Source organism: Pseudomonas mendocina, from assembly GCA_037482215.1.
In the GTDB taxonomy this organism is placed as follows: Bacteria; Pseudomonadota; Gammaproteobacteria; order Pseudomonadales; family Pseudomonadaceae; genus Aquipseudomonas; species Aquipseudomonas mendocina_E.
In genome coordinates this window covers 2,833,216-2,855,453 of sequence record CP148074.1, presented here as the reverse complement: position 1 = coordinate 2,855,453, position 22,238 = coordinate 2,833,216, and the positions used below count along the sequence as shown (strand labels likewise).

General features: G+C 56.6%; 23 protein-coding genes. 12 read left to right on the top strand and 11 right to left on the bottom strand.

The features are described from left to right. Window positions 1-4: 4 nt before the first annotated feature. Entirely contained in the window at window positions 5-1,534 is a 1,530-nt protein-coding gene (locus tag WG219_13220) for a 3-hydroxyacyl-CoA dehydrogenase (protein WXL24289.1), read from the bottom strand. A 2-nt stretch (window positions 1,535-1,536) separates the two neighbouring features. Beyond that, the gene (locus WG219_13215; GenBank protein ID WXL24288.1) at window positions 1,537-2,322 is read right to left on the bottom strand and encodes an enoyl-CoA hydratase; all 786 of its coding nucleotides are present in this window, start codon (window positions 2,320-2,322) and stop codon (window positions 1,537-1,539) included. 252 nt (window positions 2,323-2,574) lie between these two features. Between WG219_13215 and WG219_13210 the strand changes: the two genes are divergently transcribed. From WG219_13210 to WG219_13200, 3 genes are all read left to right on the top strand, one after another. Then, window positions 2,575-3,423, top strand: a complete 849-nt coding sequence (locus WG219_13210; protein ID WXL24287.1) for an IclR family transcriptional regulator — start codon at window positions 2,575-2,577, stop codon at window positions 3,421-3,423. A 61-nt stretch (window positions 3,424-3,484) separates the two neighbouring features. After that, entirely contained in the window at window positions 3,485-4,639 is a 1,155-nt protein-coding gene (locus WG219_13205; protein WXL24286.1) for an acyl-CoA dehydrogenase family protein, read from the top strand. Window positions 4,640-4,766: 127 nt separating this feature from the next. Then, window positions 4,767-6,050, top strand: a complete 1,284-nt coding sequence (locus WG219_13200; protein WXL24285.1) for an MFS transporter — start codon at window positions 4,767-4,769, stop codon at window positions 6,048-6,050. Between the two features lie 129 nt (window positions 6,051-6,179). On the opposite strand, the gene WG219_13195 is transcribed toward WG219_13200, so the two are convergent. From WG219_13195 to WG219_13175, 5 genes are all read right to left on the bottom strand, one after another. Then, window positions 6,180-6,851: a hypothetical protein gene (locus WG219_13195; protein WXL24284.1), complete on the bottom strand. Its 672-nt coding sequence runs from the start codon at window positions 6,849-6,851 to the stop codon at window positions 6,180-6,182. A gap of 111 nt (window positions 6,852-6,962) precedes the next feature. Beyond that, window positions 6,963-7,292: a YegP family protein gene (locus WG219_13190; GenBank protein WXL24283.1), complete on the bottom strand. Its 330-nt coding sequence runs from the start codon at window positions 7,290-7,292 to the stop codon at window positions 6,963-6,965. Between the two features lie 244 nt (window positions 7,293-7,536). After that, window positions 7,537-8,061 carry a M23 family metallopeptidase gene (locus tag WG219_13185; GenBank protein WXL24282.1) on the bottom strand — a complete coding sequence of 175 codons (525 nt, stop codon included), beginning with the start codon at window positions 8,059-8,061 and terminating at the stop codon, window positions 7,537-7,539. A 99-nt stretch (window positions 8,062-8,160) separates the two neighbouring features. After that, window positions 8,161-8,853 carry an aquaporin Z gene (gene aqpZ, locus WG219_13180; GenBank protein WXL24281.1) on the bottom strand — a complete coding sequence of 231 codons (693 nt, stop codon included), beginning with the start codon at window positions 8,851-8,853 and terminating at the stop codon, window positions 8,161-8,163. Window positions 8,854-9,391: 538 nt separating this feature from the next. Further along, window positions 9,392-10,069: a Crp/Fnr family transcriptional regulator gene (locus WG219_13175; protein WXL24280.1), complete on the bottom strand. Its 678-nt coding sequence runs from the start codon at window positions 10,067-10,069 to the stop codon at window positions 9,392-9,394. A 179-nt stretch (window positions 10,070-10,248) separates the two neighbouring features. On the opposite strand from WG219_13175, the gene modA reads away from it, so the two are divergent. From modA to WG219_13160, 3 genes are read left to right on the top strand one after another with little or no spacing between them, the layout of a single operon-like run. Beyond that, a complete protein-coding gene (gene modA / locus WG219_13170; GenBank protein ID WXL24279.1) occupies window positions 10,249-11,001 on the top strand; it encodes a molybdate ABC transporter substrate-binding protein in 753 nt (250 codons plus the stop codon). Beyond that, complete coding sequence (gene modB / locus WG219_13165; protein WXL24278.1) at window positions 11,001-11,675, top strand: molybdate ABC transporter permease subunit; 675 nt, start codon at window positions 11,001-11,003, stop codon at window positions 11,673-11,675. Before modA ends, modB begins: the two co-directional genes overlap by 1 nt. Continuing rightward, complete coding sequence (locus WG219_13160) at window positions 11,672-12,337, top strand: ATP-binding cassette domain-containing protein (GenBank protein ID WXL24277.1); 666 nt, start codon at window positions 11,672-11,674, stop codon at window positions 12,335-12,337. The genes modB and WG219_13160 overlap by 4 nt, the downstream gene beginning before the upstream one ends. A 56-nt stretch (window positions 12,338-12,393) precedes the next feature. Here the strand turns inward: WG219_13160 and WG219_13155 are convergent, their stop codons facing one another. Together WG219_13155 and exaA are read right to left on the bottom strand one after the other, a co-directional pair. Then, a complete protein-coding gene (locus WG219_13155; GenBank protein ID WXL24276.1) occupies window positions 12,394-13,053 on the bottom strand; it encodes a pentapeptide repeat-containing protein in 660 nt (219 codons plus the stop codon). Between the two features lie 95 nt (window positions 13,054-13,148). Beyond that, window positions 13,149-15,008 (bottom strand): quinoprotein ethanol dehydrogenase, encoded by a 1,860-nt coding sequence (exaA, locus tag WG219_13150; protein ID WXL24275.1) that lies wholly within the window; start codon window positions 15,006-15,008, stop codon window positions 13,149-13,151. A 314-nt stretch (window positions 15,009-15,322) separates the two neighbouring features. Here exaA and pedF point away from each other — a divergent pair, with 314 nt between their 5' ends. The 5 genes from pedF (at window position 15,323) to WG219_13125 (ending at window position 19,212) form a co-directional block, all read left to right on the top strand. Beyond that, entirely contained in the window at window positions 15,323-15,742 is a 420-nt protein-coding gene (pedF, locus tag WG219_13145) for a cytochrome c-550 PedF (protein WXL24274.1), read from the top strand. A gap of 5 nt (window positions 15,743-15,747) precedes the next feature. After that, window positions 15,748-16,644 (top strand): transporter substrate-binding domain-containing protein, encoded by an 897-nt coding sequence (locus tag WG219_13140; GenBank protein ID WXL24273.1) that lies wholly within the window; start codon window positions 15,748-15,750, stop codon window positions 16,642-16,644. 523 nt (window positions 16,645-17,167) lie between these two features. Further along, window positions 17,168-17,923: a quinoprotein dehydrogenase-associated SoxYZ-like carrier gene (locus WG219_13135; GenBank protein WXL24272.1), complete on the top strand. Its 756-nt coding sequence runs from the start codon at window positions 17,168-17,170 to the stop codon at window positions 17,921-17,923. A 30-nt stretch (window positions 17,924-17,953) separates the two neighbouring features. Then, window positions 17,954-18,262, top strand: a complete 309-nt coding sequence (locus tag WG219_13130; GenBank protein ID WXL24271.1) for an EthD family reductase — start codon at window positions 17,954-17,956, stop codon at window positions 18,260-18,262. A 23-nt stretch (window positions 18,263-18,285) separates the two neighbouring features. Further along, a complete protein-coding gene (locus WG219_13125; GenBank protein WXL24270.1) occupies window positions 18,286-19,212 on the top strand; it encodes a quinoprotein relay system zinc metallohydrolase 1 in 927 nt (308 codons plus the stop codon). A 196-nt stretch (window positions 19,213-19,408) separates the two neighbouring features. On the opposite strand, the gene WG219_13120 is transcribed toward WG219_13125, so the two are convergent. Further along, the gene (locus WG219_13120; protein ID WXL24269.1) at window positions 19,409-20,284 is read right to left on the bottom strand and encodes a WYL domain-containing protein; all 876 of its coding nucleotides are present in this window, start codon (window positions 20,282-20,284) and stop codon (window positions 19,409-19,411) included. 112 nt (window positions 20,285-20,396) lie between these two features. Between WG219_13120 and WG219_13115 the strand changes: the two genes are divergently transcribed. After that, window positions 20,397-20,660 carry a hypothetical protein gene (locus WG219_13115; protein ID WXL24268.1) on the top strand — a complete coding sequence of 88 codons (264 nt, stop codon included), beginning with the start codon at window positions 20,397-20,399 and terminating at the stop codon, window positions 20,658-20,660. A gap of 206 nt (window positions 20,661-20,866) precedes the next feature. On the opposite strand, the gene WG219_13110 is transcribed toward WG219_13115, so the two are convergent. Beyond that, entirely contained in the window at window positions 20,867-22,105 is a 1,239-nt protein-coding gene (locus WG219_13110) for an ABC transporter substrate-binding protein (protein ID WXL24267.1), read from the bottom strand. Window positions 22,106-22,238: the final 133 nt, after the last annotated feature.

Genomic DNA, 22,238 nt, shown 5'->3' with positions numbered 1-22,238 from the left:
AGAGTTAAACGGCGCTTGGCTCGGTTTGACGCAGTGACAGCCCCAAATGGGCGCGGCGGCGCAGCCAAGGGCTTGGGCGGTAACGTGGGTCGCCGGTGACTTCGAGCATGCGCTCAAGAATAGTCAGCAGGCGTACCGGTCCCAGGTTGTCACCCCAGGCCAGTGGGCCTTGCGGGTAGCCCAGGCCGAGGCGCACGGCGTTGTCGATGTCTTCGGCGCTGGCAATTTGCTGTTGAGCAATGTCGCAGGCGAGGTTGACCACCATGGCCAGTACACGCTGGCAAACGAAACCTACGCTGTCGCGGATAACGGTCACGCCGACGCCGTCACGGGCGAACAGGGCGTGTGCGGCATCGCGCATGTCGGCGCGGGTCGCTGGGGTCATCATCAGGGTGCGATGGCGGGACAAATCGGTCAGCACATCAATGCACAGGGTGCGCGAAGCATCCACATCGAAGCTGATGGCCGCGGTGGTTGCATCGTCACCATAAGGAGCGAGCAGGCACAGGGCTTGGTCCGATGGGTACTCGGTTTCTTCAACTTGAGCGCCAAGTGCTTTGACCAACTCAACCAGCATCAGCTGATCTTCATCGTTCTCGGCCTTGACCCAAACCGGCGGCAACTGTTCAACAGTTGGCACAGCCTGAGGTTGCGGGGCATCAACCATCTGACCGTTTTCATAACGGTAGAAGCCTTGGCCAACCTTGCGGCCCACACGGCCTGCCACCAGCATTTGGCGGGTCAGTGGGGAAGGGCGATAGCGCGGGTCATGGTAGTACTGGGTGTAGATGGACTCCATCACCGGGTGGGATACATCCAGCGCCGTCAGGTCGAACAGCTCCAGCGGACCCATACGGAAGCCAGCGGCTTCACGCAGGATGCGGTCCACATCACCTTGCGGCGCAACACCTTCGCCTAGGATTTTCAGGGCTTCAGTGCCGTAAGCGCGGCCAGCGTGGTTGACGATGAAGCCCGGTGTGTCCTGAGCACGTACACCGGTGTGGCCCATGCGCTTGGCCAGGTCCAGCAGTGCTTCACTGACGGAAGGCTCGGTGGCGATACCGTCGATGACTTCTACAACCTTCATCAGCGGAACTGGGTTGAAGAAGTGGAAACCGGCTACGCGCTCAGGGTGTTTGCATGCGGTAGCAATGGCGCTAACCGACAGCGACGAGGTGTTGGTGGCCAGGATGCAGGCGTCATCGACGATGCCTTCCAGCTGAGTCAGCAGGCCGCGTTTGACGTCCAGGTTTTCGATGATGGCTTCAACCACCATGTCGCAACCGGCCAGTTCTTCGATGGTGGCAACAGGCTTGAGCAGCGCCAGAGCAGCGTCAGCCGCCTCCTGGCTGATCTTGCCTTTGGCAACGAGTTTGGAGAGGGTGCTGTTGAGGTTGTCACGGGCCGCTTGTGCTGCGCCTTCACGGGCGTCAAACAGACGAACTTCAACACCGGCCTGTGCTGCGATTTGGGCAATACCCGCGCCCATTACGCCAGTACCGACCAAACCCATGATATTGATTGAACGGGCCATGCTTACTCCCCGCGATAAGTAGGTTTGCGCTTTTCGAAGAAAGCGGCAGCGCCTTCTTTCTGATCAGCAGAGTCAAACAGCAGCTGGAAGGCTTTACGCTCCAGTGTCAGGGCGCTGTCCAGCGGCAGGTCGGCGCCAGCCAGCATCACTTCTTTGATCTGTTGCACGGCCAGTGGCGGCAGGGCAGCGATTTCGCTAGCCAGTTCCAGGGCGCGGTTGAGCGTTTGATCGTCCGCAACCACTTCACTGACCATGCCAATGGCCAGGGCTTCAGGGGCTTTAACCATGCAGCCAGTCAAAGCAATGCGCATGGCCTGGAATTTACCTACAGCGCGGATCAGGCGTTGAGTGCCGCCAGCTCCAGGCATCAAACCGAGTTTGACTTCAGGTTGGGCAAAGCGGGCGGATTCACCGGCCACGATGATGTCGCAGTGCATTGCCAGCTCACAGCCGCCGCCCAGGGCAAAGCCGTTTACGGCAGCAATAACGGGTTTCGGGCACTGTGCGATAGGCGCCCACAGCAATTCTGTGTGGCGACCATACATCTCGATCGGCGATGCGCTGGCAAACTCTTTAATATCAGCACCTGCAACGAAGAACTGCTCGCCGCCGGTCAGGACGATGGCGCGGATATCGTTGCGTTGAGCGAGCGCACGGAAATGTTCAGCCAGTTGATGGCGGACGGCCGAGTTCAGTGCGTTTTTTGCTTCGGGGCGGCTGATGCGCACGACGGCGACACCGTCGTGAGGGTATTCCAGCAGCACGACTGGGTCGATGGATTGGCTCATCGTCTCTGCTCCAGTTGGTCATGCAGAAAATGTCTGCTATGCGAAATTAGGTTCCGCATTTCGCACAAATGATAGGTTAGAAGTTCGTTTTCTGTAAATGTTAGTCACTTGGCGTACGACTTTTGTCTAATGAATGACCTGCTATTACAAGGGTTATTAGGCTTTAAGCCTGTAAATACGCGGCTCTTGCTAAATGTCCGCTATGCGGAATATGATTTCGAAAAATTGATTTTGGGAAAGTGAGGTTCTACCATGCAGCGCAAGATCAGGGATCGCTCCCTTGGACAGGAGCCAGGTTCAGACGTCGAACGGGTGCTGCTCGACCCGATGTCCGCTTTTGAGGAAGAAGAGAAAGATCGCCAGTTTGTGACCGCACTGGCCCGTGGATTGGAGCTGCTGCGTTGCTTCAGCCCCCGGGAAAATGTGCTGAGCAACCAGGACTTGGCCCGCAAGGCCAACCTGCCGCGACCGACTGTGAGTCGTTTGACGTACACCCTGACTCGTCTGGGCTACCTCAAGCAACTACCGGCGGGGAAGTACCAGTTGGACGTAGGTGTTATGTCCTTCGGTTACGCGATGCTCTCCAACCTGTCGATTCGGGCGGCGGCGCATCCTTTGATGGAACAGTTGGCGAATTACGCCAATGCCGCAGTTGCCATGGCGGCCAGAGACCGGATGCAAATGGTTTATCTGGATGTGGTGCATGGCAATGGCAACCTCACGATGCGCCGCCAAGTGGGTACCCACTTGCCTTTGCATCTGAGTGCAGTAGGCCGGGCGTGTCTGGCGGGGCTGCCGGAAAGTGAGTGCGACTTTTTGTTGGACCACATCCGCGCTCGTCATGGCGAAGAGTGGCCAAAGATTCGTAAGGGACTGGAGAAGGCTTTCCGGGACTACGCCGATTACGGCTATTGCCTGTCGATTGGCGAATGGCACCGGGATGTGAATGCAGTTGCTGTGCCGATGACACATGCGCAGCACGGGTTGCTGGTTTTCAACTGCGGCGGCCCGAGTTTCCAGCTCTCACGTGAAAAGCTGGAAGAGGATATCGGACCACGATTGGTCCACATGGTGAGCAACATCGAGGCAAGTACCCGTTGAGTTCATAGCGGGTCATGCCTCGGCGAAATGAAAGGCCCTGCGGGGCCACCGAGGAGTAAACATGATCCGCGATCCAGAAACCCTGCAAATTCTGCTGGATACCATCCACCAGTTCGTCAACGAAACCCTCATTCCGCGTGAGAATGAAGTGGCTGAAACCGACGAGATGCCGGTCGATATCGTCGAGCAGATGAAGGAACTGGGCTTGTTCGGCCTGACCATTCCTGAGGAATACGGTGGATTGGCCGTGACCATGGAAGAGGAGGTGAATATTGCCTTCGAACTGGGTCGTACTTCCCCGGCGTTCCGTTCCTACATCGGCACTAACAACGGCATTGGCTCTATCGGCATCCTGCTGGACGGCACTGAAGAGCAGAAAGCCAAATACCTGCCGAAACTGGCTGCTGGCGAGTTCCTGAGCTCGTTCTGCCTGACTGAGCCGGACTCTGGTTCCGACGCTGCCTCGCTCAAAACCACCGCTGTGCGTGATGGTGACTTCTATGTCATCAACGGCACCAAGCGCTTCATCACCAACGCTCCGCATGCGGGCATCTTCACCGTGATGGCGCGTACCAATCCTGAGATCAAAGGCGCGGGCGGCATCAGCTCCTTCATCGTAGAAGCCGGTACCCCGGGCGTTACTGTTGGCAAGCGCGACCACAAAATGGGTCAAAAAGGCGCTCACACTGCAGACGTTATCTTCGAAAACGTTCGTGTGCCTGCTGAAAACCTCATCGGCGGTAAAGAAGGCGTTGGCTTCAAAACCGCGATGAAAGTGCTGGACAAAGGCCGCCTGCACATCGCCGCCCTGTCTGTTGGTGCCGCTGAGCGCATGCTTGCTGACTCGCTGCAGTACGCCATTGAGCGTAAGCAGTTCGGCCAGCCAATCGCCGAGTTCCAACTGATTCAAGGCATGCTGGCTGACAGCAAAGCTGAGCTGTATGCCGCCCGCTGCATGGTGCTGGACGCTGCTCGCAAACGTGATGCTGGCCATAACGTTAGCACTGAAGCCTCCTGCGCGAAGATGTTCGCAACCGAAATGTGTGGCCGTGTGGCCGACCGTGGCGTGCAGATCCACGGTGGCGCGGGCTACATCAGCGAATACGCCATTGAGCGCTTCTACCGTGATGTGCGTTTGTTCCGCCTGTATGAGGGTACTACCCAGATTCAGCAGGTGATCATTGCGCGCAACATGATCCGCGAAGCTCAACGCTAACGACTGCCCTCGTTTATGCACGGGCTGCCTGGTCCGTTGCATAAGCGTGTCGGATGGCGCGCATGGAAGCTGACACCTGTAGGGATGCTTAACCCACTTGTAATAATGACAAAAGGTTTCGTTCGTAATGAGTAACACGACGAGCACACTCCCGGGCGCGGCAGCCCCGCAGAGCAAAATCTGGATCCTGGTATTTACCTTCTGCTTCCTCGGTCTGCTGATCGACGGTGCGGACCTGATGCTGCTTTCCTACAGCCTTACCAGCCTTAAAGAAGAGTTCGGCCTGACCAACTTCGAAGCAGGCAGCCTCGGTAGCTTTACCCTGGCGGGTATGGCCATCGGTGGTATCTATGGCGGCTGGGCATGCGACCGTTTCGGTCGTGTAAAAACTGTGGTCTGGACCATTGTTCTGTTCTCTGTGGGTACAGCTGCTCTGGGTCTGACCCAGAACTACTGGCAGTTCGCGTTCTTCCGTTTCGTATCCTCCTTGGGTCTGGGCGCACTGTATGTGGCCTGTAACACCCTGATGGCGGAATACGTGCCGACCAAGTACCGCACCACTGTGCTGGGTACGCTGCAGGCCGGCTGGTCCGTGGGCTACATCGTGGCTACCTTGCTGGCAGGCTGGCTGCTGCCGACCTACGGCTGGCGCTACCTGTTCTACGTCGCCATCATCCCAGTTGTACTGGCTATTCTGATGCAGCGTTTTGTTCCAGAGCCGCAAGCATGGGTTAAAGCCAAGGCTGAGCAAGCCAAGAAACTGGCTGAAGGCGTTAAGGACTCTGTTGCTGTTCCAGAAAAACGCGAAAGCGCTTACAAGATGATTTTCGGCGACCCGCAGGCTCGCAGCATGTTCATCTTCTGGTGCTTGACCGCAGGCTTCCTGCAGTTCGGCTACTACGGCGTGAACAACTGGATGCCGGCTTACCTGCAAACTGAAATGGGCATGAACTTCAAGTCCATGACGGCTTACCTGGTGGGTACGTACACCGCAATGATCCTCGGTAAGATCCTGGCGGGTATGGCTGCAGACAAGTTTGGTCGTCGTGCTGTGTATGCCTTCGGTGCTATCGGTACTGCGGTATTCCTGCCGATCATCGTGCTGTACCACAGCCCTGAAAACATCCTGTGGCTGCTGGTTGCGTTCGGCTTCCTGTACGGCATCCCGTATGGTGTGAACGCTACTTACATGACTGAGTCCTTCCAGGCGAAGTACCGTGGTACTGCTGTAGGTGGTGCGTACAACATCGGTCGTATCGGTGCTGCAATCGCCCCGGCTGCGATTGGCTTCTTGGCTACTCAGTACTCCATCGGTCTGGGCTTCCTGATCATGGGTGTGGCGTACTTCATCTGTGGTGTGATTCCTGCTCTGTTCATCAAGGACAAGCAGTTCGACCCGCAGAAGCAGTAACAGCAAATCCTTTTAGATCGGGCACGCTAGTCAGCCCGATCATAGGAGCTTAAAAAAGCCCCGGACTCTGCAAAGAGCCGGGGCTTTTCTGTTTGGGTGTGGATGGTGAACGGGCGGGTTCGGCTGCAGTTACTCGTCCCGTGCACCACCCAAATAAGCACACCCACGCAATACTTCGCCATTAACACGCAGCTCAGCTGTCATGTTGGTGATAGCGCCGCTCATGCTGTCGACACAGCGTTGCTTGGCCACCCACAGATCAAGGCGTTCACCGTTGGCTTCAGTGCTGAGGTTGAGGCGGCCTTCTGGCAGCTGTTCTTCCAGATAGGGCAGGGCCTGCGGCTCTTGGCCTGGGCGATTGAGGACCAAGCCCTGGCTGCTGACACCTAAGGCCCAGCTGGGCTCATTACCGCTGGCGTGCAGGATGGTACGTTTGAAGTTGATGTCTTTGCAGCCCTGGCCTTCACCTTGGAGCCGGTAGGTTTGGCTGGGCACTAGAACGCCGTCTGTACCCGCTTTGCTCGCACTGTGCAACTGAGCACTCAGGTCGGCGAACAAGACGCTGTGGCCATCATTTAACAGGCTGTCGATGTCCGCGCGCAGGTCGCTTTCAGCTGCTGCTTCGATCAGGAATTTGCGCTGTTCTTCGCAGGGGCGAAATAGCAACTCATCTGCATTCTGAGAAATTTCGCCCTGCATGCGGGAGGTCTTTAGCTCCGGGGACTCGGGCTTGCCGGTATACACCTGACAGCTGGCCAGTAAAGGGAGCAGGGCATAGCAAAGGGGGCGGCTGAATCGCATCGTGTCACTCCTGTGTAGAAGGTGTGCACGTTACCTAGGCTGGGTATTGATCACAAGGCTGATCCGGCGGGAGAGGTGTGCGCCAATCTTGAGATCGGCGCAGCGCCGGGTTTACTCTTCTTTGATGGTTTCGGATGGGCCGTTGGTCTTTACGGACTCAATCCCTTTGTCACGGCTGGCTGCGGTTTTATACATTTCGCTGGTGCCGATGATCTGGTGATTGCCGGCTTTGAGGTTGAAGTAGAAGCTGCCGTCTTTGGCGTCTTTACGGTCGTAACGCTCTTCGAGGGGCGCGTTTTTCTGGACGGAGGCAATACCGTTTTCGGCTGCTGTGCGGCTTTCATATTGCTCACTTTGCAGGATAGGTTCGCCGTTGCCTGCTTTCAAAACGAAGCGATACTGACCTTTTGCATTTTTTGACAGTACATACCAACCAGCCATGGTGGTCTCCTTCAGGTTCGAAATTGGACGCGCTCGTGTCATGTGTTATTCCGAGACGCGAGTTCAGCATAGCAAGTTCGGATGACACAAAAAGGGCTTTCGGGGTTTATTTCTCAAGCGGCTGGATTTCATCAAGTTGCAGTGCTGCCTCGACGCGTATGTGTTCAGTTTCAGTGAACTGCACTGCAGAGGAGGGAGGACAGCGCTTCAGTATTCGACCGACGCAGGCCGTTATAAGGCGTTGTCAGCGAGCGTTGGCGTTAATCAGGTAGGCGCTGGGATCAAGGTAAAAGGCTTTTTTATAGCCCTGAGTCGAGCCATCCGCGGAAAGCGGGGCAGGTATTAGCCTGACAATGGAGTAGTGCAGGTGGGGGGCTTTGCCTTTGGCATTGCCACTGTCCCCCAACGTGGCGATTTGCTCACCAGAACTGACAAGGCTGAACGCAGATGTGCTGATGCTGTTCAGGTGGGCGTAGTAGTGCAGGCGCCATTTTGGCCCGAGGACAAGTACGACCTTACCGCCCATGGACAACTCGCCGCTATAGAGCACCAGACCGTCAGTTGTACTCAGTACTGGTGTATCGAGCTTGCCGAAGATGTCGATGCCCTTGTGCACACCTGATGCACCCCAAGGCTCAAACCAAAAGGATTTGAGATTCCAGTCCGCCTGGGTGGCGCCCTGAACAGGAATCTTCACCCGCTCCGGGATCAGATAACCGATGCAGAACACGGCAAGGAGGGCGAGTAAACAGTGGCGGGTTTTAGGCATGGCTTTGATTCAGATGACCAACAAGAAAAGTGCTGCAAGGGGATCACAGCGTATTGGCCAACCTAACACCCTGCCTAAGCAGGGTGTTAGGAACGTGCGTTAAGCGTTTTCGGACTTGCCAATTACACGATAAATAACCGCACCGATGATGCCGCCGACAATCGGGGCAATCCAGAACAGCCACAGTTGTGCAGTTGCCCACCCGCCTACGAACACCGCTACACCAGTACTGCGCGCCGGGTTAACCGAGGTGTTGGTAACCGGGATGCTGATCAAGTGGATCAGGGTCAACGCCAGGCCGATAGCGATTGGCGCGAAACCTGCCGGGGCGCGCTTATCGGTAGCACCCAGGATGATGATCAGGAACGCAGCGGTCATCACCACTTCGGTGATCAGGGCTGATTGCAGCGAGTAGCCGCCTGGGGAGTGTTCGCCATAACCGTTAGAGGCAAAGCCTGCGGAAACGTCGAAACCCGCCTTACCGGTGGCAATCAGGTACAGAACGCCACCAGCAGCAATACCGCCGAGTACTTGTGAAATGATGTAAGGCACCAAATCTTTGGCAGGGAAGCGACCACCCGCCCATAGGCCGATGGAAACTGCCGGGTTCAGGTGGCAACCGGAGATATGACCAATGGCGAAGGCCATTGTCAGTACCGTGAGGCCAAACGCCAGGGAAACACCCAGCAAGCCGATGCCCAACTCCGGAAATGCAGCTGCCAGAACGGCACTGCCACAGCCGCCCAGAACCAGCCAAAACGTTCCCACAAACTCTGCTGCATACCTGTTCATATTTATATCCTTATACCGGTTGGTATTTTCAGAACAACTCGCTTTTTGGAGAAACCATAAGAGGTGTCTCTAATTGATCCACGGGCTGTTCTATACCCATTTATAGACGTCTTTATTAATTGCTGAAAAAAACGACCTCAGAATCCATTCTGTTGCATACAGAGGTGTGAATATTCCGTTTGGATAACGGCAGTTGCTATTCACTTCTCTGCACGTCAGACCAGGTTGCGGCAGCAAACCCACGCTTCTGGGTATGGTCTCAGTGGGGCGTATGTCCCAGTGAGATCACTGACGCTTTGAATGATTACGCATGTGAAAGTTCATCAGTCTCAGGAATTCAACGAGATAATTCCTAAAATTTTGTCTTTTAAGAATTTATAGTCGGGTACTGTCTCGTCGTGGTTGGGCTGTACATGAGAGATTGTTTCCGACCTCTTACGCCCGGTATGGCTAACTAACTATTTTAAGGTACTGATCGACGCCGCCGTAGTGTGTAAACAATACGGTTAGGGATGCCGGGTTATTAAGTTCGTGCAGGTTAATCCTGAAAATTGGCCAAGGCAGTCCGATCCGGCACACGGATTAGCCTGCGCTCCATCTGAATCAGCCCGGCTTCGACTAATCGGTGAAGTATCCGTGAGAACGTCTCGGGCTGAATCCCCAGCTGAGAGGCAATCAGCCGTTTCGATACCTTGAGCTGGATGTGATCGTTGTGTGCTTGTGCCTCCTGACACAAAAACCTCACCACACGGCGACTCGCGCTGGCCTGGGTGAGGGTGTCGATCTCATTCAGGCGTTGGTGCAGTCGAATGCTCAGACTGCCGAGTAGCGCCAGGCAGACATTGGGCTGCCCCTCCAGCAGGGAGCGGAAGTGCTGCGCGTCGATACTGATCAATTCACTGCTCTTGTAGGCAGTAGCTGTCACCGGGTAGTTGGGGCTGCCGTTAAACATCAGGGCTTCGGCAAAACATTCACCGGGCGTGATTACTTCCACCAGTTTTTCCTGACCTTCCTGCAACACACGGGTGAGGGCGATTTGGCCGCTTAAAAGCAGGTAAAAACGCTCTGCTGCAGCCGCTTGGTGGAACAGCACAGCGGCTGTTTCAATGTGCCGGTACAAGGCCCGTTGGCATACGTGCTGAAACAAAGCTTCCGGCAGGTGTTCAAACAAGTGGTGCTGGCGCAGGCGCTGCTGGAGAGCGGCATCGGTCAGCATGGTTTCTCCTTTAATACATACAGCGTTACGGGCGGGTTGGGATGGCAGATCCAGTCAGGCAAACGTGCCTGCAGGACGGTACAGCGTTGGCTGGCCCCAGGCTTTGATTGCAATCAGGCTGTTTAATTTCACTGGCAGATAGCGTCTTATACGCTCTGCAATTTACCGGGAGTATAGGCGTGCTTCTGTTTCGATCATTGCTGCTGATGCTGCTCTGCTCATCTGCCCAGGCCGGGGAGTTGATGGTGTCGGCAGCGGCCAGCCTGAATCAGGCCTTTAGTGAAATCGCCAGCGCGTATCAGCAAACCCATCCGCACACACAGGTTCTGCTCAACTTCGCGGCATCCGGTGTGTTGTTACAGCAGGTCGCCAAAGGGGCGCCGGTGGATGTGCTGGCCGTAGCTGATCAGCAGACTATGGACAGTGCCGAGCAGCAGGGGCTGATAAGTCCCGGTTCCAGGGTCGACTTTGCAGGCAATGCCTTGGTTCTGATCGTGCCTCAAGGCGTTACAGATAATCCCTCGACCCTTAAGGACTTACTGGCCGGTGGTGTTAAGCGCATTGCCATCGGCAATCCGGATGCCGTACCGGCTGGTCGCTATGCTCAGACGGCGCTGGAGTCGGCGGGGTTGTGGCAGGGTATTCAGCCCTTGCTGATTAATACGCAGAATGTACGTCAGGCCCTGGCTTATGCCGCACAGGGGGAAGTGGATGCCGCCTTTGTGTACAGCAGTGATGTGAAGGAGGCCGCCGGTAAGGTCAGCGTCGCCTTTGCGGTCCCCCTAGCAGCGCCACCACTTTACCCGATGGCCACCGTGCGCAGCAGTCAGCAGCAAGACGAAGCCGCGCGCTTTCAGGCATTTGTGGGATCGGAACAAGGCCAAGCCATTCTGCAAAAGCACGGCTTTATTCGTATGGCTGAGGTACGTTGATGAGTGTGGTGTGGAGCCCGTTTCTCCTGTCGCTGCAAGTGGCGGGCTGCGCCACCTTGCTGGCCACTCTTGTTGGCGTCGCGGTGGGCTATCTGTTGGCGCGGGGGCGTTTCCCCGGTCGAGACCTGCTGGATACGTTGCTGACCTTGCCGATGGTGTTGCCGCCAACTGTTCTGGGCTACTACCTGCTGGTGCTGTTAGGGCAGCAGGGCTGGTTGGGCAGTTGGCTGAATGAGGTGTTTGGCATTCGCCTGATTTTCTCATGGCAGGGAGCGGTGATCGCGGCTTCCATTGTGGCGTTCCCGCTGGTGTTCAAACCGGCACGGACAGCGTTTGAGGGCGTTGACCGGCAACTGGAGCAGGCTGGTCGCGTACTGGGTGTCAGTGAGCTGGGCATCTTTTTTCGTATCACCTTGCCCTTGGCCTGGCGCGGCATTCTGGCGGGCATTCTGCTAGCCTTTGCACGGGCGTTGGGGGAGTTCGGGGCCACGCTGATGGTTGCCGGTAGCATTCCCGGCAAGACCCAGACGCTGTCACTGGCCATCTATGAGGCCGTGCAGGCCGGGCAGGATGATCTGGCCAATACCCTGGTGCTGTTTACATCACTGATCTGTGTGGTGGCGTTGCTGCTCGCCAGTCGATTGTCGCGAAAGCCGCTGGAGTTGCCGCGATGATCTTTGAGGTGGCACTACGCAAAACCCTGATCAGCCCCGAGCGTTGTTTTGACTTGCAGGTGGAGTTCGCGACTGCGGCAGCCCGCGTGGTGATATTTGGCCCCTCAGGCGCAGGTAAAAGCCTGCTGCTGAAGACCATTGCCGGTCTTATGCAGGCAGACGAAGGGCACATTCGAGTGGCCGGTGAAACCGTGTTCGATCGTGTGGGAGGCGTCAACCTTGCACCGCAGAGCCGCCACATGGGCTACGTATTTCAAGATTACGCGCTGTTTCCGCATCTTAATGTCAGGCAGAACATTGCCTTTGGCTTGGCCCGGGGGTGGTTTAACCCAGCGGCTCGGGGCGCGCATGTGCAGGTTGATCACTGGCTGGAGCGCATGCAGTTAACGGGCTTAGCCCACGAGCTTCCGGCGCGGTTATCTGGTGGGCAGAGACAGCGCGTGGCATTAGCCCGTGCGTTGGTATCCATGCCCCGCGTATTACTGCTGGACGAACCCTTTGCCGCGTTGGACGTGGGCTTGCGTGAGCATTTGCGTAATGAGTTGGATCAGCTGCAGCGTAGCCTGCGGATACCGTTATTGTTGATTAGCCATGACGACCGTGACGCGGAGGTATTCGGTGATGAGGTGCTGCACATGCGCGAGGGTGTGTTGCGTTCGTAGTCATTGCATCCGCAGCGCCTTACCACCGGTAGTAGGGCGCTGCGCTGACAACCGTGTCAGTCCCACCCCGTCGGGCAGGCGGTGCATCCGTCCATATTGGCACCCTGGAAGTTGCTGAAGCGCAGCAGGCTCCCGGTCAAGTCAGCCCCAGCCAGATTGGCTCCGGCGAGCTTAACTTCTTGCATGTTGGCGTTTTTGAGGTTGGCGTCTTTGAGGTCAACCTTGTTCATGAAGGTCATTTCCAGACTGGCAGCTTCAAGGTTGGCATTTTGCAGCTTTGAGGCGGATATACGCGCAAAGTCCAAAGACGCGCCGCGCAGATCAGCATTGTTGAATTTTGCCGCCTGGGCATACATGGCCCAGCCGTTGATGGCTTGCATATTGGCGTCAGTGAAATCAGCCTGGCGCAATAGAGTTTGTTGCAGTGTTGCCCGTGTCAGGTTTGCGCCGTTCAGCTTTGCTGTTTCCAGGTTGGCCAGATCCAGCTTGCTATGGCTCAGGTTGGCTCCCCTGAGATCAGCACCTTCCAGATTCATGCGGCGCATGTCCAGATTGCTCAGGTCCTGATTACGCAGATCGGCTTTTGGGCATTGGCTGGCGACTTCAATACGGCAGCCGTTGATGACTTTCACGTCATCCTCAGCAGTGTCAGAAGCGAAGGCTTCGCTACCACTCATCATCACGGCAAGGGAAAGAAACAGAGCGTTGTATTTCATGACAGTGGCCTCAGACAAAAAGCGCCAACTTCAGTCGGCGCCGGGTAGGGCAGGAGCCCTGGCACATGGCCAGGGCTCGGGTTCAGCAGGACGTATTACTTCTTGTCCCAGCTTGGCAGCTTGAACACCCAGAACGAGCCGCCTTGAGCGACAGGCTTGGTCAGGTCAGCCATATCGCCACCCCACAGTGGAACAGCGCCGCCGTAACCGGCAGTTACGCCGATGTACTGCTCGCCGTCTTGTTCCCAAGTGACGGGTGGGGAGATGATCCCGGTGCCGACTTGGAACTTCCACAGCTCCTTACCGTTTTTAGCGTCGAAGGCTTTGAAGTAGCCATCGCCTGTACCGGTGAACACCAGATTACCCTTGGTGGCCAGTACACCTGCCCACAGAGGCAGACGCTCTTTATGTTCCCAAACGACCTTACCGGTAGTTGGGTTCATGGCGCGCAGGATACCGACGTGGTCGTCATACAGGCGCTTGATGCGGAAGCCCATGCCCAGGTAAGCGGAGCCCGCTTTATAGACAGCTTCTTCAGCCCAGTAGTCTTCTTTCCAGTGGTTAGCTGGGACGTAGAACAGACCGGTGTCTTGGCTGTAGGCCATCGGGTTCCAGTTTTTGCCGCCCAGGAAGGGTGGCGAAACTTCTACAGTCTTACCGCGGGATTCACCCGGCTCTGGTTTCGGAGGGCGTTGGCCTTCGACTTCAACCGGACGGCCGGTTTTCAGGTCGATGTGGGTAGCCCAAGTGATTTTGTCCACGAACGGGAAGGCGTTTTGCAGTTTGCCGTTGTTACGGTCAACTACATAGAAGAAGCCGTTACGGTCAGCGTGAGCAGTGGCCTTAACGGTTTTGCCGTCCTTGTCTTTGTAGTCAAACAGCACCAGTTCGTTGTTGCCAGAGAAGTCCCAAGCATCGTTCGGGGTGTGCTGGTAGAACCACTTCACTTCACCAGTGGTGGCATCTACGCCGACTTGGCCAGAGGTGTACAGGCTGTCGTAATCCTTCGGATCACCACCGTCTGCGGTACGTGCCCAGCCATTCCACGGAGCAGGGTTACCGGCACCGATGATGATGGTGTTGGTTTCAGCATCAAAGCTGGCGCTCTGCCATGGTGCACCACCGCCTTGGCTCCAAGCTTCTTTTTTGCCCGTTGGGCTGTTTGGATCATCCGGCCAGCTTGGCGCTTTGATATCGCCAGTTGGGGTGCTGTCCTTGCCGTTCAGGCGGCCCATATGGCCTTCTACGAACGGACGCATCCAAATCTCTTCGCCGGTTTCAGTGTCGCGGGCAAACAGGCGGCCAACTACACCGAACTCGTCACCCGAGCTGCCGTGTACCAGCATGATTTTGCCGGACTTCTGATCTTTAACGATGGTCGGAGCACCCGTCATGGTGTAACCCACGGCGTGGTCAGCGAACTTCTTGTTCCAGACGACTTTACCGGTGTCCTTGTTCAGCGCTACGACACGAGCGTCGAGGGTGCCGAAGTAGATCTTGTCGCCGTAAATGGCAACACCACGGTTGACCACGTCACAGCATGGACGAATGTTGTCCGGCAGACGGTGGCTGTAGGTCCACAGGCGTTTACCTGTTTTCGCATCAATGGCGAATACGCGGGAGTAGGAGCCAGTCACGTAAACCACACCATCGTGGATTACCGCTTGGGATTCCTGGCCACGCTGTTTTTCGTCACCGAAGGAGTAGGACCAGGCAGGGGTCAGTTTGAATACGTTATCGGCGTTGACCTGAGTCAGCGGGCTCCAGCGTTGAGCATTAGTGCCCATGCCGTATTGCAGCACGTTGTGGGTGGTCAGGTGGTCATTGGCAATGTCTTCCCAGGTGACATTTTTAGCCAATACGCTGCCACTCAAGCTCAGGCTGCCGATCAGCAGCAGGCTTTGAACGGCACGCGCCACAGGATGTGGTGTGCTGGGTAACTGTTTTGTTGTCATGGTTGTGGTTTCCCATCGTGGTGAGGAATTTACCGGTCCGGCCTGGGTGGCGACCTGGCCAGTTGATAGTGAAACCAGGCGCTTTAAGTCGATACGGAAAAACTCCCGCCCTTGTCGGGAAGACTTCCCAAGTCGGTCATGAATTAGCCTTGCTGCTAAAGCGCGTCTATTGATGGTCGTAAGCCCTACTACCAAGGGAGTAGAAACGGACGACCAAAGCAGAATTCGATGGGGGCTGGCCTCTTCCTAAGATGCTCGCAGTCAAGCTCTGCGTGAGCTGAATTTGCGTGCACTACTGTTATGAGGCTCCGAACATGAAGGTTAACAAGAAGAATGTTTTCGCCCTGCTTGCACTGGCCTTCTCGGCCAATATTTGGGCTCACGGTGACGTAGTTCCGCAGGCGGTTAAAACGGATGGTCTGGAGCCGTTGGGTGAAGAGTGGCGCGATGAGAACCCGTACCGCGACAACCCACGCGCCATCGAAATTGGTGCCTCTGCCTACAACCAGAACTGTGCAGCGTGCCACGGTCTGGAGGCTAAGTCCGGTGGCATCGCGCCTGACCTGCGTTTGCTGGAAAAAGGCGCAATGGGAGATGAGTGGTTCAAAGAGCGCGTGATCAACGGTGCTGTCCGTGATGGCCGCGTTTACATGCCGAAAATGGCTGACTACCTGAGCCAAGAAGCCCTCTGGGCTGTGCGTTCTTACCTTGAGAGCGTGGCTATCGAGGAGTAACAGTCATGCGCCGTCACCTTTGGGTGTTGGGTGTACTGTTTAGCGTACTGAGCCTGCTGTGCTTGCCACTGCAGGCTCAAGTGCGTGATTACGACACCATCATTGAGTCGGGCTACATCAAGGTTGCTCTCTACAAAGATTTCCCTCCTTACAGCTTCCAGCAAGACGGCAAACCACGGGGAACCGATTACGAAATCGCCAAGGCCCTGGCTAAAGGCCTTGGTGTGCGTCTGGAAGTGATCTGGGCGCCGCCGGGCGAGAAGCTCGACGATGACCTGCGCGATTACATCTGGAAAGGCCATTACCTGCGCCCTCAAGAGCTGGCCGATGTGATGCTGCGGGTGCCGTACGACCGTGAGTTCTCCTACAAACGCAACGAGCTGGGCGAGCTGGTTAATGAACTGGTCGTGATGTTTGGCCCCTATCAGCGTGAGCGCTGGCAGGTGGCGTTTGATACTCGCCGCCTTGAGTCTGTACCGAGTGTGGCGGTGTTCCGCACCCACCCCATTGGGGTAGAGGTTGAGAGCGTGCCCTCGTTCTACCTGTCATCTGTATTTGAAGGTTCGCTGAGCAAGCAGACCCACCATTACACCAACCCAGAGCAAGCGTTTGCCGGCATGAAGGCAGGCGAGGTGGATGCCGTAATGGCAATGCGTGGTGAAGTGCAGTGGCTGTATGGCCAGGCTAAGGATAAGAAGCTGGCACTGGCTGAAAATGCCTACCCGAACATGGGGCGTCAGGTCTGGGATATCGGCATGGCTGTTCATGAGACAAACCGACAGTTGGCCTATGCCTTGGAAGGGCAATTGGAAGAGTTGATCCTGAGTGGCGCGGTGAAAAAGATCTACGCCAGCTACGGCCTGAGTTATGAACTACCCGAGCTGTATCAGGAGACCGAATAACAAGATGCACCTGTAGGGGCAGCTTAGCCGCGACCCAAAATAGCAAAGCCTTCACGGCTAAAGCCGTTCCCACAGGGTGTTGGGCGAGAGTAAGAATGGCAGGCCGTTAGCTCCCTTGTAGGAGCGGCTTCAGCCGCGAATAAAAACGGCAAAGGCTTCACGGCTAAAGCCATTCCCACAGGGTGTTGGGCGAGAGTAAGAATGGCAGGCCGTTAGCTCCTTGTAGGAGCGGCTTCAGCCGCGAACCAAAACGACAAAGGCTTCACGGCTAAAGCCGTTCCCACAGGGGGTGGGCGAGAGTAAGAATGGCAGGCCGTTAGCTCCCTTGTAGGAGCAGCTTCAGCCGCGAATAAAAACGGCAAAGGCTTCACGGCTAAAGCCATTCCCACAGGGTGTTGGGCGAGAGTAAGAATGGCAGGCCGTTAGCTCCCTTGTAGGAGCGGCTTCAGCCGCGAATAAAAATGGTAAGGGGCTAGCCCCAAAGCCATTCCACACAATGAGGTAAGCAGTAACGGAGGGTGTTATGGAGCTTGATTGGCGTTCATTTCTACTACTGGCGTTGTTTACCTTCGCCTGTGACAGCCGGGCTGCGCAGAACGACCCGGTCACCTCGGTGATGTGGGACTACTACCACGAGCGACTGCTCGGCGGTGAGCCATTCGTGTTTGATGAGAAGGTCACCCTCAGCGCGCCTCCGTTCGCTGAAGACGCCCGCCAGGTACCGATCCAAATAGATGCCACAGCGCTTAAGCAAGACGTGGTGCGGATTTTGGCTTGGGCCGAACTCAACCCCATTCCACAGATCGTCGACTTCCAGCCGGGTGAGCAGGTGTTGCCGCGTTTGGCCATCCGCATCCGCATTGAGCAGGCCACACCCATCCGCGCAGCGGTGCAGACCCGCGATGGCATGTGGCATATCGGCTCAACCCAAATTGATGCAGCGGGTGGTGGTTGTACCGCTCCTAGTGTGGTGCGTGCCCAGCCAGGCTGGGAAGACCGCTTAGGTGAAGTCCTCGGTAAACGCTTTGAACTGGAAGACTCAAGCCGTCTGCGCCTGCAAGTCTCCCACCCGATGGACAATGGCCTGATTAGCGGCATCCCTGAGTTCTTCCTCAACCAGGCTCAGCTGCGTGACGCGAACGGCAATACATTGGCGACCCTGGAGCTGTTCCCGGCAGTCAGTGAAAACCCCACCATCAGCCTCGACCTCAAAGACAAAGGCAGCGCCGAGCTGTGGCTGCGCGACAACAACGGCAACGAATTCAAGGCAGCGCTCTGAGCGCCAGCCGTTATCCGCTAAGGAGTTCACATGATCAAAGTCAGTGTGCTGTATCCCAATAAGGCTGGTGTGCGTTTCGATCTCGACTATTACTGCAACGAGCACATGGCCATTGTTCGCGAGTGCCTCGGCACCGCATGCAAAGGGATTGCGGTGGATGCCGCCATCAAAAGCGATCCGCTACAGCCGTTTTGTGCCATCGGTCACCTGTACTTTGATAGTGCAGAAGTGTTCCAGCTGGCCTTCGCGCCCCACGCAGACCGCATCATGGGCGATCTGCCTAACTTCACTGACAGCCAGCCTCTGGTACAGATCAGTGATGTGGTGATGAGACCCTAAGACAGTAAGCGGGAGTGCTGACGATGCGCTGGTTATTGGTGATGGCGTGGCTGGTCTGCTCATTGGCACACGCACAGCTGGACTACAAACTCGAACCCCGACGCATTGCTGATGGCGTGTGGCTGGTGGAAGGCAGCACCGACAACTTTTCGACCGATAACGGTGGGGCGGTCGTCAACGTTGGGTTTATCGAGACGCAGCAGGGCGTCGTGGTGATTGATACCGGCATCTCCAAGCGCTATGGCGAAGCCCTGCGCGCTGCCATTGGTAAAGTCACCGATAAACCCATCCTTAAGGTCATCCTGACTCACCACCACCCGGATCATGCCTTTGGCAATCAGGCCTTTCGTGATGTCCCGATTGCCGCGCTGAAGGAAACCACACGCCTGCTGGCTGAGCAGGGCGACGGCATGGCGGAAAACATGTACCGCATCGTCGGTGACTGGATGCGCGGCACCGAAGTGGTGTTGCCTACTGAGACCGTCGAAACCGGCACTGTCCAGATCGGAGGGCGCAGCCTGCAACTGCTGGCGCTGCGTGGCCACACCGGCGCGGACCTGGCAATTCTGGACGAACAAACGGGCGTGCTGTTTGCCGGAGACATTCTCTTTTACCAGCGTGCGTTGACCACGCCCAACACGCCGGGGCTGGACGTCTGGCTGGCGGATGTTGATCAGTTGCAGGCATTGCCGTGGAAGCAGATCGTCCCCGGCCACGGCCCGCTGACCACCGACGATGCGCCGTTCGTGCAAATGCGCGATTACCTCGGCTGGCTCGATGGCCTGTTGCGCACGGGGGCTGAGCAGGGCGCTGAGATGAATGAGCTGATTCGCGCACCGATTCCTGAACGCTTTGCGGCGGTGACGCTGACCCGCTTTGAACTCATCCGCAGCGTTAGCCATTTGTATCCGCGTTATGAGTCGACACGTATGGAGCGGGTGGATCAGTAAACAGCGAACCTGCACGAAATGTTTACATGCGAAAAGTAGACATATCGTGCAGCGCCCTGAGGCTGGTTAAGGTGGCGCCATCAACCACGGGAGGCACCACCATGAATATGCTGCTGTTATCCAACCACCTCGTTCTGCTTGTCACCTTGCTGCCGGTTTTTCTCTTGCTGGCGCGTCTGGCTTACGGCGGCAGGTGCTACTGATACAACCAGCGCTGGATCTCATCCAGATTGGCCACCACAATCTGCTGCGCGGTGGCCTTGGCGTGAATCTTGGTCGGGTCCAGCTGGTAGCGCTGCAATACGTATTGCACCAGCGCACCCCGGCTTTCGATGCGCAACTGGCCGTCCGCCATGCCGTAATCCGCCTCAATAATCTGTCGTTGCTCAGGCTTGAGCCGTGAGTCCGGCTCGATGATCACCGTAGCTTGGGTGTTCCAGTCATCATCCAGCTCGCGGGTATGCTCGCTGCTGCCTTCCATCAAATCAGGCACGCCCCGGAAGCGGCTCAGGACAAAGTCGCGGTAGTCCCGATTCTTCTCGCAATACGCCCGCACATGCCAGCGCATGCCTGAATAGATCAGGGTGTGCGGCACAATCAGGCGGGTTTCCCCATCCGGTGTGTTAAACGACACGTACTCACACTCCAGCCGTAACCCCTCCCGGCAGGCCTTAAGCAGCGGGCGCAGTACTTCAGGCTTGATGGTGCGGTCGGGCACGCGCAGCACCTCAGTGTGCGCGTAGGCCAGCGCCAAGCCCTCAATATGCGGCGCGCGTTCCTGATTCTGGTTGAGCAGGTGCAGATACGCGCTGGCACTGTCGTCGATAAACAGCGGGGTGAAGTGCTTGCTGGGGACGTAACCCTTGAGGAACTTGTCGTATTCCAGGTTCTTCGGCGCGTGTTCGTTGATGTAGGTATTGATGTCTTTGGATGCCTGCTGACGGCTGATACCAAAGCTCTGCATCAGGTGTGTTGTGGTCAGGCGGCCCTCCCACCAGGCCACGGTTTCGATCAGGCGATAACGCAGCGCCAGATCCCAGCGCACGGATTCGATAGTCTGTTGACGCTTCATCATCCCTCCATCTGTTCGAAAACTTTACCTGTACACGTAAACACTCTGGATGTGTCGCGTAACGCTACATATCTTGCGGCCATCATTCAAGGCTGTGCGGGGTGGCATCAAGGTGAACGCAATCTGGCTGATCTGGTGTGTGGTGGGCGGCAGTGCGCTGGTGGCTTTCGCGGCAGCACTGGGAGCCTTATGGCAGCTGTATTTGCGCCGTGATCTGCAAAGCACCTGCGCGGATTGCCTGGCGAGACTGCTACACCTGCGTGAGCAACGTGACCAGTTGGAAATACAGGTGCAAGAACTCAGTGCCGGGCTGCGCGCAGAAAAGGCTCATGTGGCGCAGCTAGAGCGGCAGTTGGAGTTATTGCGTGAGCTGTAAAAGGGTTATTCGCGGCTGAAGCAACTCCTAGAGGGGATTTGTGGTGGTGAGCATTCGCGGCTAAAGCTGCTCCTACAGTTGCCGCCCCTGTGGGAACGGCTTTAGCCGTGAATGATTTTGGAGGCTACTGCTTATACCCGCGGCGGTGACGGTGCCAGCGAAACCCGGATTACGCCTGCGGCTAATCCAGGCTACGGCCGAGGTGTTTATTCCAGCTGCAACGCCTCACCTCGCTCTTGCTGCCAGTCATCTTCAGTAGGGGCGGCTTGTTCACCGTCCATGCGGTGGATGATGTCGAAGTAGTGCTGTTTGTACGGGTCTTTCATGATTTCGTCCCGTTTGCGCACGCGCACGGCGTAGATGCTTTGCACGTTTTGGTGGTCGAAGGCGCGCCAGGTTTGGGTGTCTTTGAGCAGGCTGTAGCTGTGGTCTTCCAGGGCTTTGATCACCTGCTCGCTGTCCAGGCTGTTTGTTCGCTGCACGGCATCGGCCCACTGTTTGACGATGGAGTAGGCGGAGGCGCTGGTGCTGCCGGGGTATTCCTTGTGTTCTTTGATAAAGCGGGCAACGAACTGTTTGCCGGTTTCGATGTTGTCTTGTTCGGGCAGGTTCCAGGTCCAAGCTTCGGTGCCGATTACGTCCTCCATCACCAAGGGCCCGGCTTTTTGCACCACGCTTTTAGTGAGGTTGGGCACGATGATCTGCATGCGCTTCTTCAGGCCCATGCTGTGCACCAAGCTCATGCTGCGTTGCAGGTTGTCACCTAGCAGGACGAGCACGAGGATATCGGCGTTGCTGTTGGCGGCTTTATCCAGCGCGGCTTGGTATTGGTTGTGTTTGACTACGCCAGTGGGCAGGGCGCTGCGGCCATGGCGGGCGCGGTCGGTGGAGCCTGTGGTCAGGCGCAGGGTGTTTTCCATGCTGCGGCCCCAGGCATCGTCGACGATGATGTAGTGGTAGCGCATGCGTGGCATGTGCCAAGACAGGTATTCGCTGAGCACTTTGGCGCTCATCCAGGCACTGTTGGATTCGCGGAACAGGTAGCGGTGGCCGTGCTGGCCGGTTACATCATTGGCGTAACTGAGGGTGGCGAAGTAGAGCAGGCCTTTTTCCCGGGCCTTTTGCCCGGCGGCGATGGCTTCTTCACTGGTCGCACCGCCAAAGACCATGTGCGCGCCTTGTTGCGCAAAGTAATCAACGTTAATGGCGGCTTTTCTGGCTTGTGAGCTGGTGTTGCGGCTGAGCAGTTCCAGCGGCTTACCGAGTACACCGCCGGTTTTGTTGATTTCATCCACGGCGAGTAGAGCACCGCGTCGCAGTTCTAACCCTTCGTCTTTGTAATTGCCTGTGCGGGGATAGTTAAGGCCGATCTTGATGTTTTCGGCGTAGCTATTGCCAATCAGGCAGGACAGTAAAAGATAGCCGATCAGTGTGGCTCGACCCATGTTTGGACTCCTTGTTGTGGAGTCTGGGTTGTAAACCTGAGGCTTTGGCTTGCGAATGCTCTTTTAAGGGCACCGGGTTAGGACTTAAGTCGCTGCACTGGAGTGTTTGGCTAGGATGATGGCTATGTGAAAT

Coding starts and splice junctions, on each gene's coding strand:
- WG219_13220 (WXL24289.1), bottom strand. CDS start 1,534: ATGGCCCGTTCAATCAATATCATGGGTTTGGTCGGTACTGGCGTAATG.
- WG219_13215 (WXL24288.1), bottom strand. CDS start 2,322: ATGAGCCAATCCATCGACCCAGTCGTGCTGCTGGAATACCCTCACGAC.
- pedF (WXL24274.1), top strand. CDS start 15,323: ATGAAGGTTAACAAGAAGAATGTTTTCGCCCTGCTTGCACTGGCCTTC.
- WG219_13175 (WXL24280.1), bottom strand. CDS start 10,069: ATGCTGACCGATGCCGCTCTCCAGCAGCGCCTGCGCCAGCACCACTTG.
- WG219_13155 (WXL24276.1), bottom strand. CDS start 13,053: ATGAAATACAACGCTCTGTTTCTTTCCCTTGCCGTGATGATGAGTGGT.
- WG219_13130 (WXL24271.1), top strand. CDS start 17,954: ATGATCAAAGTCAGTGTGCTGTATCCCAATAAGGCTGGTGTGCGTTTC.
- WG219_13200 (WXL24285.1), top strand. CDS start 4,767: ATGAGTAACACGACGAGCACACTCCCGGGCGCGGCAGCCCCGCAGAGC.
- WG219_13210 (WXL24287.1), top strand. CDS start 2,575: ATGCAGCGCAAGATCAGGGATCGCTCCCTTGGACAGGAGCCAGGTTCA.
- WG219_13160 (WXL24277.1), top strand. CDS start 11,672: ATGATCTTTGAGGTGGCACTACGCAAAACCCTGATCAGCCCCGAGCGT.
- modB (WXL24278.1), top strand. CDS start 11,001: ATGAGTGTGGTGTGGAGCCCGTTTCTCCTGTCGCTGCAAGTGGCGGGC.
- exaA (WXL24275.1), bottom strand. CDS start 15,008: ATGACAACAAAACAGTTACCCAGCACACCACATCCTGTGGCGCGTGCC.
- WG219_13185 (WXL24282.1), bottom strand. CDS start 8,061: ATGCCTAAAACCCGCCACTGTTTACTCGCCCTCCTTGCCGTGTTCTGC.
- WG219_13110 (WXL24267.1), bottom strand. CDS start 22,105: ATGGGTCGAGCCACACTGATCGGCTATCTTTTACTGTCCTGCCTGATT.
- WG219_13205 (WXL24286.1), top strand. CDS start 3,485: ATGATCCGCGATCCAGAAACCCTGCAAATTCTGCTGGATACCATCCAC.
- WG219_13125 (WXL24270.1), top strand. CDS start 18,286: ATGCGCTGGTTATTGGTGATGGCGTGGCTGGTCTGCTCATTGGCACAC.
- WG219_13195 (WXL24284.1), bottom strand. CDS start 6,851: ATGCGATTCAGCCGCCCCCTTTGCTATGCCCTGCTCCCTTTACTGGCC.
- WG219_13120 (WXL24269.1), bottom strand. CDS start 20,284: ATGAAGCGTCAACAGACTATCGAATCCGTGCGCTGGGATCTGGCGCTG.
- WG219_13140 (WXL24273.1), top strand. CDS start 15,748: ATGCGCCGTCACCTTTGGGTGTTGGGTGTACTGTTTAGCGTACTGAGC.
- WG219_13190 (WXL24283.1), bottom strand. CDS start 7,292: ATGGCTGGTTGGTATGTACTGTCAAAAAATGCAAAAGGTCAGTATCGC.
- WG219_13135 (WXL24272.1), top strand. CDS start 17,168: ATGGAGCTTGATTGGCGTTCATTTCTACTACTGGCGTTGTTTACCTTC.
- aqpZ (WXL24281.1), bottom strand. CDS start 8,853: ATGAACAGGTATGCAGCAGAGTTTGTGGGAACGTTTTGGCTGGTTCTG.